At 73.3% G+C, this 12,038-nt stretch carries 14 protein-coding genes; 3 read left to right on the forward strand and 11 right to left on the reverse strand.

Going from position 1 to position 12,038, the window contains the following annotated elements; all coding sequences use genetic code 11:
• Nucleotides 1–7: 7 nt before the first annotated feature.
• The 7 genes from KIS93_RS43685 to KIS93_RS43715 all read right to left on the reverse strand — a co-directional run bounded on the left by KIS93_RS43685 (nt 8) and on the right by KIS93_RS43715 (nt 7,021).
• Nucleotides 8–616 (reverse strand): SIMPL domain-containing protein, encoded by a 609-nt coding sequence (locus tag KIS93_RS43685; RefSeq protein ID WP_080041202.1) that lies wholly within the window; start codon nt 614–616, stop codon nt 8–10.
• A 56-nt stretch (nt 617–672) separates the two neighbouring features.
• A complete protein-coding gene (locus KIS93_RS43690) occupies nt 673–2,712 on the reverse strand; it encodes a serine/threonine-protein kinase (RefSeq protein ID WP_080041203.1) in 2,040 nt (679 codons plus the stop codon).
• Between the two features lie 182 nt (nt 2,713–2,894).
• Entirely contained in the window at nt 2,895–4,403 is a 1,509-nt protein-coding gene (locus KIS93_RS43695; RefSeq protein ID WP_080041204.1) for an alpha/beta fold hydrolase, read from the reverse strand.
• A 47-nt stretch (nt 4,404–4,450) separates the two neighbouring features.
• Nucleotides 4,451–5,008, reverse strand: a complete 558-nt coding sequence (pspAB, locus tag KIS93_RS43700; protein ID WP_080041205.1) for a PspA-associated protein PspAB — start codon at nt 5,006–5,008, stop codon at nt 4,451–4,453.
• 6 nt (nt 5,009–5,014) lie between these two features.
• The gene (gene htpX / locus KIS93_RS43705) at nt 5,015–5,914 is read right to left on the reverse strand and encodes a zinc metalloprotease HtpX (protein WP_080041206.1); all 900 of its coding nucleotides are present in this window, start codon (nt 5,912–5,914) and stop codon (nt 5,015–5,017) included.
• Between the two features lie 4 nt (nt 5,915–5,918).
• Nucleotides 5,919–6,197 (reverse strand): PspA-associated protein PspAA, encoded by a 279-nt coding sequence (gene pspAA, locus KIS93_RS43710; protein WP_080041207.1) that lies wholly within the window; start codon nt 6,195–6,197, stop codon nt 5,919–5,921.
• On the reverse strand, nt 6,194–7,021 hold the full coding sequence (locus KIS93_RS43715; RefSeq protein WP_080041208.1) for a PspA/IM30 family protein: 828 nt from the start codon (nt 7,019–7,021) through the stop codon (nt 6,194–6,196). The genes pspAA and KIS93_RS43715 overlap by 4 nt, the downstream gene beginning before the upstream one ends.
• A gap of 152 nt (nt 7,022–7,173) precedes the next feature.
• Between KIS93_RS43715 and KIS93_RS43720 the strand changes: the two genes are divergently transcribed.
• Nucleotides 7,174–7,758 (forward strand): DUF3043 domain-containing protein, encoded by a 585-nt coding sequence (locus tag KIS93_RS43720; protein WP_230466427.1) that lies wholly within the window; start codon nt 7,174–7,176, stop codon nt 7,756–7,758.
• Nucleotides 7,759–7,761: 3 nt separating this feature from the next.
• Here the strand turns inward: KIS93_RS43720 and KIS93_RS43725 are convergent, their stop codons facing one another.
• Together KIS93_RS43725 and KIS93_RS43730 are read right to left on the reverse strand one after the other, a co-directional pair.
• Complete coding sequence (locus KIS93_RS43725) at nt 7,762–8,319, reverse strand: SMI1/KNR4 family protein (protein WP_186404777.1); 558 nt, start codon at nt 8,317–8,319, stop codon at nt 7,762–7,764.
• Nucleotides 8,316–8,720, reverse strand: a complete 405-nt coding sequence (locus KIS93_RS43730; protein ID WP_186404778.1) for a hypothetical protein — start codon at nt 8,718–8,720, stop codon at nt 8,316–8,318. The genes KIS93_RS43725 and KIS93_RS43730 overlap by 4 nt, the downstream gene beginning before the upstream one ends.
• Nucleotides 8,721–8,777: 57 nt before the next feature.
• Between KIS93_RS43730 and KIS93_RS43735 the strand changes: the two genes are divergently transcribed.
• Nucleotides 8,778–9,776, forward strand: a complete 999-nt coding sequence (locus KIS93_RS43735) for an aldo/keto reductase family protein (RefSeq protein ID WP_080041211.1) — start codon at nt 8,778–8,780, stop codon at nt 9,774–9,776.
• Between the two features lie 67 nt (nt 9,777–9,843).
• On the opposite strand, the gene KIS93_RS43740 is transcribed toward KIS93_RS43735, so the two are convergent.
• Nucleotides 9,844–10,050 carry a hypothetical protein gene (locus tag KIS93_RS43740; protein WP_080041212.1) on the reverse strand — a complete coding sequence of 69 codons (207 nt, stop codon included), beginning with the start codon at nt 10,048–10,050 and terminating at the stop codon, nt 9,844–9,846.
• Between the two features lie 151 nt (nt 10,051–10,201).
• Between KIS93_RS43740 and KIS93_RS43745 the strand changes: the two genes are divergently transcribed.
• Nucleotides 10,202–11,197 carry a bifunctional adenosylcobinamide kinase/adenosylcobinamide-phosphate guanylyltransferase gene (locus tag KIS93_RS43745; RefSeq protein ID WP_080041213.1) on the forward strand — a complete coding sequence of 332 codons (996 nt, stop codon included), beginning with the start codon at nt 10,202–10,204 and terminating at the stop codon, nt 11,195–11,197.
• 16 nt (nt 11,198–11,213) lie between these two features.
• On the opposite strand, the gene KIS93_RS43750 is transcribed toward KIS93_RS43745, so the two are convergent.
• Nucleotides 11,214–12,014, reverse strand: a complete 801-nt coding sequence (locus KIS93_RS43750; protein ID WP_080041214.1) for an ABC transporter ATP-binding protein — start codon at nt 12,012–12,014, stop codon at nt 11,214–11,216.
• Nucleotides 12,015–12,038: the final 24 nt, after the last annotated feature.

Below are 12,038 nucleotides of genomic sequence, written 5' to 3' on the forward strand. Positions count from 1 at the left end.
CCGGGCTTCAGGCGAACTCGTAGCCGAGCGTCACCTGCACCCTGAGGCTCTGGCGGCCGGGGCTGAGCGACGGCTCACTCTCGGCCGCCATCGTCTGCGGCGCCATCCCCCGCAGGGGCCGCGGGGGGCCGCCCGCGCTCTCCTGCACCTCCACCACGCGGCCCAGCGGGCGGCCGGCCAGCTCGGCGTACTGGGCCGCCTTGGCCGCCGCCTGCCGGAACGCCTTCGCCCGCGCCTCGGCCAGCGCCGGGCCGGGCTCGGACACCTCGAAGGCCACGCCGTGCAGCCTGGCCTCCTCGCCCACGCCCACGACGGTGTCGATGACGTGGTCGCCCCTGCCGATGTCGCGCACGACGATCTCGAGCCCCTGCGCCGCCCGGTACGCCGACACCTTCGGGTACGACTCGTACTCGGGGCCCAGGGACAGCTCCGACGTGGACAGGTCGTCAGGTGCGATGCCCGCCTGCCGCAGCGCCTCGCCCAGCCGCGCCGCCGCGGCCCGCACGGCGGCGAACGCCTCGCCCGCCGACGCCCTGCGCACCTCGACGCCCGCGTACAGCCGCAACGTGTCGGGCGCGACCAGGACGGAGCCCTCGCCGCTCACCGTGATGTCCACGAGATCCCAGCTCCCCTCGGGTGGGTTCGGACCTGATCCTAGGTCGGCGGGCGCGGCTACGGGGAGACCCGGCTGAACCGGAAGCCCATCCTGTCGAACTCCGCCTTCTCCCGCGCCGTGGCGATCACCCGGGCCGCCCTGCCCGCCAGATCGGTCACCACGGCCTCGTACCCGCCGCCGCGCTCCCGCCACACCGCCACGTGGCCGTCGTCCCACCAGCCGATGAGCCGGTTGCTGGCCACCGGGATCCGGACCGGCTCCGCGCCGCCCGAGGTGGGGTACGCGCACAGCGAGGTGCCGGCCGCGGCGCAGTGGGCCAGGAACCGGGTGCCCGACGGCGAGACGTCGTCGCCCTCCACCCACACCGGCGTGCCCACGTCCGACAGCGTGCGCAGGGGTTTGCCGTCGAGGTCGTAAAACCTCATCCGGCCGCCGGACCACGTGCCCACGGCCCGGCCGCCGGCGTCCCAGAAGAAGCGCCACTCCCCCGCGCCCTCGTCCGTGATCCGGAACGCCCGGCCCTTCTCCAGGGCCACGTCGACGATGCCGAAGCCGTACTCGGTGGCGTCGCCGTCGCTGCCCCGGTAGAGGGTGACCAGGCCGTACCTGCCGTCGGGGGACCAGCGGGGCGTGGTGGGGAAGATCGGCTTGCGGCTGACCTCGACGACCCGCCGGCGGCCGGTGACGTGGTCGACGACGGACACCGTGGCGAACAGGTCGGTGCTGTAGTCGACGTCGGTGCCCAGGGCCAGGTTGGTGGACGGGTCGAGGGCGTACTCGAAGTAGCGGGTCTCGGGGGTGAAGCGGCCGGTGGCGTGCTTCCTGACGTACAGGCGCCGGCCGCCGTCCACGGTGTAGGAGGCGAGCCTGATGGGGTCGCCGTCGCGCTCCTCCAGCCGTACCGACGTGCCGGGGAGGGTGAGCGGGCGGGCGGCGGGCGCGGTCGCCGGGGCCGGGAACGGCGTGCCGACGACCGCGTTCGTGCGTCCGGCGGTGCCGGACAGGCGGGCGGCGGTGAACGCGCCGGCCGCCACGAGCACGAGCACGCCCGTGACGCCGCCCGCCACCACCCAGCCGGTACGGCCGCGCCCGCCAGGCCGGCCCACCGTGGCCGTGCCCTGCCGCAGCAGGCCCGTGGCCGATCCCGTCGGGGAACCGGCCGGTGAACCCGTCGGCGCGGCGGGCTCGGGGGCGCCCGGGGGCTCCTCCACCGGCCGCCGGCCGGTCACGTCGGTGGGGCCCTCCGGATCCCCCGGCGGCTGACGGCCGGGCGCGTCGGCGGAGGTCGCGCGGCCGAGCAAACGCATGAGGGCCTCGCTCGCCGACGGCCGCCGCGCGGGGTCCTTGGCCAGGCAGTCGTTGACCAGCGCGCGCAGGGCCGGATCGGTCAGGCACGCGGTGTCGGGCTCGGCGTGCATGATCCGGTTGACCACCGCGGGCACGCTGTCCTGCCCGAACGGCGGCTGCCCCGACGCCGCGAACACCAGCGTGCACGCCCACGCGAACAGGTCCGACTTCTCCCCCGGGCCCGACTCCGAGAGCTGCTCGGGCGCCATGTACGACGGCGTGCCGATGACCGAGCCGGTGAGCGTCGAGGCGATGTCGAGCGCCTTGGCGATGCCGAAGTCGATGACGCGCGGCCCGTCGGGGGCGAGCACCACGTTCGACGGCTTGAAGTCGCGGTGCACGATGCCCGCCTGGTGGATCGCGACCAGCGCCGTGACGGTGCCGACCGCCAGCCGGTGCAGGGTGGTGCCCGAGCGGGGGCCCTGCTCGCGTACGACGTCGGCCAGAGTAGGGCCCTCGATGTACTCGCTGACGATGTACGGCCGCCCGCCGAACAGGCCCGTGCCGACGACCTGGGCCGTGCAGAACGGCGCCACCCGCCTGGCCAGCGCCACCTCACGGACGAACCGCTCCGACGCCCCGGCGTCGCCCGCCAGGTCGGCGCGCAGCAGCTTGAGCGCCACCTGCGTGCCCTCCGGGCTCGTGGCGAGGTAGACGATGCCCTGCCCGCCCTCCCCGAGCCGCCCGGCCAGGCGGTACTCGCCCACCGTCGCGGGGTCCCCTGGTCTCAGGGCCGCGAGGTCCGGCATCGGCGACTCCCCTGTACGGCGTCCTTGCCGCCATTCTTACGGGTGAGCCGGGGTTCCGTCATGTGTTCGGGCAAGGGTACGTGATCTGGAACGGCGCTCGGCGGGACCGGGCGGGCGGCTCGGGCGGGCTTCGCGGGCGTGCGGCGCGGGTGGAGGCGTCCCGTACCCGGCGGGCGCGCGGCTCAGGTGACGGCGTGGGCGACGGCCTGCGGGGCGCGGAGCTGGAGGTGGCGGCCGGCGCGCGGCAGGCGCACGTGCTCCGCGGCGAGCGCGTCCGCGAGCCGTTCGGCGCAGCCGTCCGGGTCGCCGGCGCTGAGCACGGTGACCGGCACGTCCGGGAACGGCTTCTCCTCGCGCAGCCGGCGCAGGTCGGCGGCCATGCCGCGGCGGGCCAGCCACTCCCCCACCGCGGCGGCGAGCACCCGGCCCGTGCCGTAGACCCCCGACGGGTCGGGCAGCCCGGTGAGCAGCCGGTGCGCGGGCGGCCCCGCCAGGCGGGCCAGGGCCGTCGCGCCCCAGGTGCGGCCCAGCGCGGGCAGCCACCGGCAGGCGGTCCTGGCGAACGGCAGCGGCCGGCGCTCGGCCGTGCACGCGGGCTCCACGAGGACGAGCCTGGCCAGGCACAGCGGGTGCAGCCGGGCGAACGCCTCCGCGTGCCAGCAGGCGACCCCGTGGGCGACGAGCGTCACCTGCTGGGGGTGCGCGGGCGACAGCGCGGCCAGCCGGGCGGCCTCGTCGTACAGGGTGGGCGGAACCGGCGCGCAGGGGCTCAGCCCGAGCCCCGGCCGGTCGAAGCGGATGACGCGGTGCCCGACCGCGAGCCGCGCGGCGACGGCGTCCCAGTGGAACCAGGCGCCCGCGAGCCCGGCCGTGATCAGCACCACCGGCCCGGCCCCCTGCACGACGACGTGTGCCCGCCCGCGCCCGCCCGGCCCGGGATCGGCCCCCGCGCGGCTCCAGAGGGGCTCGTCATCCGCGCGAACCCCATCGGCGCCGCTCCAAGCCGGGGCGTCGTCCGTGCGGACGCGGGCGCCGCCCACGCCTCCCATGCGGCCGGGCGCGATCCGTGGCCCGGCCTCGTCGGCGGCGGCGTCGTCGGCGACGAGCAGGCGGAGGGCGACGTACACGAGCCACACCGCGATCATCGTGAGCTGGGCCCGGTGGGCCAGCCCGACGCCGTGCCCGGCGGCCTGGGCGCCCGCGGTGAGCAGGGTGGCGCCCAGGGTCAGCCAGGTGAACAACCACGACGCCCGCGCCCGCCACCGCGCGCTGAGCAGCACCATGGCGACCAGCACCGCGATCGTGCCGAGCACCCGCGCCGCCGCGTGCGCCACGTGCGCGGCGGAGGCCCCCTGACGCCCGCACAGGGGGTCGCTGAGTGCGGCGCAGTCGAGCGGGAACAGCCCGGCCACCACCGTGAGGAGCCCGAACGCGGCCAGCGCCAGCCAGCCCGGCCACTCGCGGGCCACCCTGGGCACCAGCGCCACCCCGGCCAGGCACGCCAGCCCCGTCAGCACGTCGCTGACCCGGAACAGCCGCGTCCACGGCTGGTTCCTGGCGGCGAGCTCGCTGACGTACCCCTCGGTCCGGTCCACGGCGGGGGTGGTGAACTGGCCGGTCACCCAGGCGCTGGCGAGGACCGCCGTCACGATGAACGCGCAGGCGGCGAGCACGAACAACCTTCGCTCCACGTGACAATTAGATCACTATGGGCTACGGCCGCCCATGAGCGCCCCGGTCAGAGCCCTGGAGCGCCCCAGACAGGGAACCATCGGCCGAGGTCCTTCTCCAGTGGCAGCTCGCCTTCGAGGGCGCCTCTGGCCTGCAGTTCGAGCGGGTTGTCGCGCTTCTGCCCCGCCATCGGGGCGAACGGGTAGAAGGTGCCGCGTTTGTACAGGTAGACGACGGCCAGCCGCCGTCCGTCGGGTGCGGCGAACGACACCAGCGAGCACAGCAGCGAGGGCCCGAACCCGGCGCCCTCCAGCGTGGAGTTGACCGCGTGCAGCTCGGTGACCAGGTCGCCGAGCGCTTCCGAGGTACGCCGGACCAGCAGCCAGGTGTAGCCGTAGCCGTCGTCGGACTCCTCGACGCGCTCCCCCAGCAGCGCCTTGGCGTCGCTCTCCGCCGTGGCGAACGCGCCGCCCTCCGCCGCCCTGAACGCCACGGAGCCGAGACCGGTGGGCGTCAGCCCCGTCGCGGCCTGCAGCGTCACGGCCGCCGACGGCAGCGCGAACAGCGCGTCGAGGTTGGGCTTGACCGGTTTCGTCCGGCCGAGCAGCGCGTCGAGCCAGCCCATGCCTGCTCAGCCCCTTCCGAGCTGCTGAGAGATGGCGGCGAGTTGTTCGAGCCGGCGCTCCAGCGTCGGGTGCGTGGAGAACAGGTTCGCCAGCGACTGCCCCCTGGCCAGGGCCGGGGCGAAGTAAAAGGCGTTGAACGGCTCCGCCTCGCGCAGGTCGCGGGTCGGGATCCTGGCCATCTCGCCGCTCACCTTGGTCAGCGCGCTGGCCAGGGCCGACGGGCGCTGCGTGAGCAGGGCGCCGGCCCGGTCGGCGGCCAGCTCCCGGTAGCGCGACAGGGCGCGGGTGAGCAGGAAGCTGACGGCGTACACGACGACGGACACCAGCAGCACGATCGCGCCGACGGGCAGCCCTCCCTGGCCGCCGTTGCGGCGGCCACCGAGCCCGCTGTAGAGCGCGAACCTGGTCATCAGCCCCGCCACGATGCCGAGGAACGAGGCGATGGTCATGACGGCCACGTCGCGGTGGGCGACGTGGGACAGCTCGTGGGCGATCACGCCCTCCAGCTCCTGCGGCTCCAGGCGGCGCAGGATGCCGGTCGTCACGCAGACGACCGCTCTGTTCTGGTTGCGGCCGGTGGCGAACGCGTTGGGGACGTCGGAATCCGCGATCGCCACCCGCGGCTTGGGCATGTCGGCCAGCGCGCACAGCCGGTCGATGAGGCCGTGCAACTCAGGGGCCTCCTGCGGCGAGACCTCCCGCCCGTGCATCGCGAACAACGCGATGCGGTCGGACAGGAAGTACTGCACCAGCAGCAGGCCGCCCGCCAGCACGAGGACGGTCAGCGCCCGGACGCCGAGGGCGATCAGGACGCCGACGAACACGACGTAGAGCAGCCCGAGCAGGAACATCGTCACGACCATGCGGCTGGTCAGGCCGCGGTCGGACGCGAACCGCGTGCGCACGGGATCAGCCCGGGATGAGGCCTTGGTCGCCCAGCATCTCCCGGACCTCCTCGATCGAGGCGTCCGCGGGGGGAAGGATCAGCTCTGACGGCTCAAGGCTGTCGTCGGGAAGCGCCTTGCCCACGTGGCGCACCTTGTCGAGCAACGCGTGCAGCTTGACCCTGAACGCCTTCTCGTCGCTGGCCTCGATGGCCGCTTCGAGCTCGCTGTCGAGCTCGTTGAGCACGGAGATGTCGTCGGCGGAGATCTCCACCTGACCCTCGCCCATGATCCTGACGATCATGCGCCCTCCCCAGGCTGGCGGTACTGCTGGGTCTGGCCGCCCTGCTGCTGGGGCTGCGCCTGCGGCTGCGGCTGGGCCTGCTGCTGCGGGCGGCCCTGCTCGATCGCCGACTGCGGCGCCGGGCCCTGGCCCAGCTCGGCCTTCATCCTGGCCAGCTCCAGCTCGACGTCCATGCCGCCGCCCATGCGGTCGAGCTCGGCTTGGATGTCGTCGCCGCGGGTGCCGCTGAAGTCGTCGAGGGCGCCGCTGGCCAGCAGCTCGTCGATCGCGCCGGCGCGGGCCTGCATCTGCGCCGTCTTGTCCTCGGCGCGCTGGATCGCCAGGCCGACGTCGCCCATCTCCTCGGAGATGCCGGAGAACGCCTCGTTGATGCGCGTCTGCGCCTCGGCGGCGGTGTAGGTGGCCTTGATCGTCTCCTTCTTCGTGCGGAAGGAGTCGACCTTGGCCTGCAGCCGCTGGGAAGCCGTGGTCAGCTTCTCCTCCTCGGCCTGGAGGTTGTCGTGCTGCACCTTCAGGTCGGCCATCTGCGTCTGCAGGCTGGACCGGCGCTGCAGCGCCTCACGGGCGAGGTCTTCGCGCCCGACGGACAGCGCCTTGCGGCCCTGGTCCTCCAGGCGCTGGGCCTGCTTCTCGAGCCCGCTGATCTGCAACTCCACCCTCTTGCGCGAGGTGGCGACGTCGGCCACCCCCCTGCGCACCTTCTGCAGCAGCTCGAGCTGCCGCTGATAGGAGTAGTCAAGGGTCTCGCGCGGATCCTCCATCTTGTCCAGGGCCTTGTTGGCCTTGGACTTGAAGATCATCGAAAGTCTCTTCATCACGCTCATGCGCGTCGGCCGTCCCCTTCTAGGTCGTGCTGGTGTCAATCCCAATGCAGCGCAGCCGCCTTGGGATTACCCTACGCATAACGCACGGGGGCGTCACTAAGTTGCAGTCCAGGTAGGGTTGACGCGTGTTGCGACGCCGTTCCCAAACCTCCGTGGACGACACCCCCGTCCCCGTTGACGATCCTAAGCCCCAGGGTAAAGGTCGTCCCACACCCAAGCGCCGGGAAGCCGAGGGCAAGCGGCGCCAGTACGTCTCCGCGCCGAAAGACCGCAAAGAGGCGTACCGGCAGATGCGGGCCAAGCAGGCCGCCGAGCGCGAGAGGGCCCGCCAGGGCATGCTCGCAGGTGACGAGCGGTATCTTCCCGTTCGTGACAAGGGCCCCGCGCGCAAGTTCGCGCGCGACTGGGTCGACTCGCGGCGGCTGCCGAGCCAGTATTTCCTGCCGTTCTCGCTAGTGATCCTGCTGGCCACCTGGGTCCCGTGGCCGATGGCGATCCGCGCGCAGGTGCTCGGCTACGTCGTCACGATCGGCTGGCCGATCATGATGATCGGCGTGCTCGTCACCTCCGTCTACGTGTCGTGGAAGGTGAAGAAGCTCGTCGCCGAGAAGCTGCCGAACGAGAGCGTCAAGGGCGTGGGCTTCTACGCGGCGATGCGGGCGCTGCAGATCCGCAAGCTGCGCTTCCCGCCGCCCCAGGTGCTGCCCGGCGGCAAGCCCGTCCAGCCCAAGCGCTAGCCGCTACGCCTGCTCCCACCGCAGCAGGCCGCGCGTGACCGCGGGCCGCCGTCCTTCGAGCGGGGTGCCCTGCTCCAGGGCGTCGGCGACGGCCCGCACGAGCGCGTGGTACGACGGCATGCGCGGCTCCGTCGCGCCCCCGACCACGGCTCCGCCCGCGGAGTCCACCGCGGCGAACGTCCCCTCCTCCCGCTGATAGAGGAACGGGATCAGCCGGCCGTTCCAGTGCTCGCCGGCGGGGTCGGTGCGCTGGCGCGCGCACAGGGCGCGCCAGGCGTCCCTGATCTCGCGCGTGCTGAGGTTCGTCGCGCCTTCCGACCAGAACCCGAGGCCGAACCCGTACGCGCCGCGCGAGCCGTTGTGGCGCAGCAGGGAGGCGCGCAGGTCGTCGGGGAAGTCCACGCCCATCTGCGCCTCGGCGATCGCGATCGTGCGGGCCCTGCCGGGCGCGCCCAGCGTGCGGTACGTGCGCGGCGCGTTCGCCTTCAGCCACCGCTCGATCCGCCGCCACTGCCGGTTCACGGCCTGCCTGACCCGCGGGTCGATCGGCCGCACGGTCACGGGGCGGGGCGCGGGCGAGCAGCCGGGTCGGGCGTCGCCGTCGGCGCGGCGCTCGGCACCTGCGCCGGAGCCTGGGTCGGCGCCTGGGTCGGGGCTTGTGCCGGGGCCTGCGTCGGCGGTTGGCTCGGCGCCTGCGTCAGGGTCTGGGCTCGGGCCTGCGCCTGGCCGGCGTGCCCCGTCGTGGCCGGTCGGCCGCTGTCCGGGAGCAGGGCGGCCGTCAGGGTCACCGCGACGATTCCCGCGATGCCCGCCCACACCAGGCCCATCCGCGTGCGGCGGGCCGCAGGAGCGGGGGCCGGGGGGACGGTCAGCCTTTCTGGCATGCGGGCGCGGCGGCGCAGCCGTACCGCTATCGCGGTCAGGATGGCCGCCGTGAGCGCCAGCCGTACGAGCTTCAGCACGTCGCGCACCCTATCCCGAATCGGATCATCCCATGTGCCGGGATTAAGGTCGGATCCATGGAATTCCGTCACCTCGGTCGCAGCGGTCTCATGGTCAGCGAGATCAGCTACGGCAACTGGCTCACCCACGGCTCCCAGGTCGAGGAGGACGCCGCCAAGCAGTGCGTGCAGGCGGCGCTCGACGAGGGCATCACCACGTTCGACACCGCCGACGTCTACGCGGGCACGAAGGCGGAGGAGGTGCTCGGCCGCGCGCTCAAGAGCGTCCGCAGGGAGTCGCTGGAGATCTTCACCAAGGTCTACTGGCCGACCGGGCCCGGCAAGAACGACCGCGGCCTGTCGCGCAAGCACATCACCGAGTCCATCCACGGCTCGCTGCGCCGCCTGCAGACCGACTACGTCGACCTGTACCAGGCGCACCGGTACGACGCCGAGACTCCTCTTGAGGAGACGCTCAAGACGTTCGACGACCTCGTCCGCCAGGGCAAGGTCCTCTACGTCGGCGTGAGCGAGTGGACCGCCGACCAGATCGCCCAGGCCCTCAAGATCGCCGACGAGATGGGCTTCGACCGGATCGTGTCGAACCAGCCCCAGTACTCCATGCTGTGGCGGGTCATCGAGTCGGAGATCGTGCCGCTGTGCGAGCAGGAGGGCGTGGGCCAGATCGTCTGGTCGCCGATCGGCCAGGGCGTGCTGACCGGCAAGTACCTGCCCGGCCAGCAGCCGCCGGAGGGCTCGCGCGCGACCGACAAGAGCGGCAGCGCGATGATCTCCCGGTTCATGAACGACGACGTGCTCACCCGCGTCCAGGAGCTGAAGCCGATCGCGGCCGACCTGGGGCTGTCGATGGCGCAGCTCGCGATCGCCTGGGTCCTGCAGAACCCGAACGTCTCCAGCGCCATCATCGGCGCCAGCCGGCCCGAGCAGGTGCGTGACAACGTCAAGGCGGCCGGCGTCAAGCTGGAGGCCGACGTGCTCAAGCGCATCGACGACGTGCTCGGCTCGGTCGTGGAGCGCGACCCGGCCAAGACGCAGAGCCCGCCCAAGCGCCCGTAGCGTCCCGGGCATCGAAAACCCCTTGAGCCGCCACGGCGCTCAAGGGGTTTCTCGTGTGATCGCCCGGTCACTCCTGACGCAATGACAAACCCGTGTACTCGACGCGGTCCTCATCGAGCAGGGCGACCTGCTCGACTCCCGATTCCAGCAGGTCCCGCCAGTTTTCGCCGAGCCACGACTCCGCGTCCGCCTGGCTCGGAAAAACCTCTCGCGGCAAGGGGCGGTCCGTTACCTCACCACCGTTTGCATTTTCATAACGCCATCGCCATGTCATGCCATACGCTCCTTCTCCGCGGCTTCGCCGGCGCACCCTCCGCAGGCACTGGAACCCTACTCCCGAGTCCGCCTGACTCTCCTTTACCTCCTCCGCCGCCGCTTCACCCTCACGCGCGGGGCGGCTCGCGGCCGCTTGTACGCTCGGCGCGGTGAAAGTCCTTCTCACCGGTACGGCGGGCGGCGCGGGCTGGCCCGAGCCCGGCTGCCGCTGCGCCTCCTGCTCGGCCCTGCCTCCGGCCCACCGCCGCCCGTTCGGGCTCGTCGTGGACGGCGCGATCCCCTTCCCCTTCGCCGATCCCCCCGCCGGGTACCAGGTCCGCGCGGGCGGGCTGGGGCTGGCCGGGCCCGACGGCTCCCGGCTGCTCTGCCTGCCCCGGGACCGGCCCGTGCCTTCCGACGAGAACAGGTACGACATGGTGCTCATCGACCTCCTCGACCGGCCGGAATGCCTCGGGGAACTGCGGCGGGCCGGCCTGGCGGACCGGGCGACGACGGTGGTGGCGGTGGGGCTCGATCACCGGGTCAGGTCGGAGGAGGAGCTGTCCCGGCGGCTGCGGCTCTGGGGCGCGATCGCCGTGCCCGACGGCGCCGAGCTGGAGGTCGTGTCAGGGGGGACCGGCGAGGCAATGGTGCGGCGGGCGCTGCTGCTCGGCGGGTCGCGGTCCGGCAAGTCGGCCGAGGCGGAGCTGCGGCTGGCGGCCGAGCCGTACGTGACGTACGTGGCCACCGGGCCGGACGGGGCGGGCGACGGCGAGTGGGCGGCGCGGGTGCGGGCGCACCGGGAGCGGCGGCCCGCCCACTGGGACACCGCCGAGACGACGGACCTGGCCGGCACGATCCGCGCGGCCACCATGCCGCTGCTCGTCGACGGCCTCGGGACGTGGCTGGCGGCGGTGTTCGACGAGCACGGGGCGTGGGAGGGGGATCGCGCGCCGGTCGCCGCCCGCTGCGACGACCTCGTGGCGGCGTGGCGGCAGGCGCCGGAGCCGGTCGTGGCGGTGTCGGACGAGGTGGGGATGGGCGTGGTGCCCGCCACGGCGAGCGGGCGCGCGTTCAGGGACGCCCTGGGACGGCTCAACGAGCGCCTGGCGGCCGAGTCGGAGTACGTGGCGCTCGTGGTCGCCGGCCGCCTCATCGAGCTCTGAGCCTCGGCCCGAGGGGTCAGGAGCGGGCGGCCCGGGCGTACCAGCGGCCGTCCACGCGGTCCACGTGCAGGGGGCGGCCGAAGCAGTCGCTGAGGTTGGCCGGGGTGAGCACCTCGGCGACCGGGCCCGCGGCGAGCACCCTGGCGTCGCGCATGAGCATGGCGTGCGTGGTCGTCGCCGGCACCTCCTCCAGGTGGTGGGTCACCGTGACGGTGGTCAGCACGGGCCGGGTGGCGGCGAGGTCCTCGACGGCGGTGATGAGGTCTTCGCGCGCGGGCAGGTCGAGCCCCGCGAACGGCTCGTCGAGCAGCAGCACCGCCGGGTCGGCCATGAGCGCCCTGGCGACCCTGATCCTGGCCCGCTCCCCCTGTGAGCACACGCGGAACTTCCGCTCGGCCAGGTCCTTGCAGCCGAGGTCGGCCAGCAGCCGGTGGGCGCGGTCGTGCTCGGCGTCGCCGTACTTGTCCCACAGCGGCACGCTCGTCGCCGTGTGCCCGGTGAGCACCACGGTGTGCGCGGTGGCGCCCTCCTCCTCCATCAGCTCCTCGTCGATGAGGCGCTGGCTCTCCGCGACGAGGCCGATGTGGCGGCGCAGCTCCCGCACGTCGACCCGGCCGAGCCGGTGCCCGAGCACCTTGACGGTGCCCTCACTGGGATGGCGCACGGCGGCCGCCAGCGACAGCAGCGTCGTCTTGCCCGCGCCGTTGGGGCCGAGGATCACCCAGTGATCGCCGTAGTCCACCTGCCAATCGACGCCGTCCAGTAGCGCTTTGCCGACAACCCGGACACCTACGCCTTCCAGTTCAACCACGTGCATCCCGCCACACTAGTGGGCCCTAGG

Source organism: [Actinomadura] parvosata subsp. kistnae (genome assembly GCF_900323885.1).
Classification (GTDB): Bacteria; Actinomycetota; Actinomycetes; order Streptosporangiales; family Streptosporangiaceae; genus Nonomuraea; species Nonomuraea composti.

Bases quoted from the DNA above. Each gene is read 5' to 3' on its own strand.
- KIS93_RS43690 (WP_080041203.1), bottom strand. From the start codon at position 2,712: ATGCCGGACCTCGCGGCCCTGAGACCAGGGGACCCCGCGACGGTGGGC.
- pspAB (WP_080041205.1), bottom strand. From the start codon at position 5,008: ATGGGCTGGCTCGACGCGCTGCTCGGCCGGACGAAACCGGTCAAGCCC.
- pspAA (WP_080041207.1), bottom strand. From the start codon at position 6,197: ATGATCGTCAGGATCATGGGCGAGGGTCAGGTGGAGATCTCCGCCGAC.
- KIS93_RS43715 (WP_080041208.1), bottom strand. From the start codon at position 7,021: ATGAGCGTGATGAAGAGACTTTCGATGATCTTCAAGTCCAAGGCCAAC.
- KIS93_RS43735 (WP_080041211.1), top strand. From the start codon at position 8,778: ATGGAATTCCGTCACCTCGGTCGCAGCGGTCTCATGGTCAGCGAGATC.
- KIS93_RS43740 (WP_080041212.1), bottom strand. From the start codon at position 10,050: ATGACATGGCGATGGCGTTATGAAAATGCAAACGGTGGTGAGGTAACG.
- KIS93_RS43750 (WP_080041214.1), bottom strand. From the start codon at position 12,014: ATGCACGTGGTTGAACTGGAAGGCGTAGGTGTCCGGGTTGTCGGCAAA.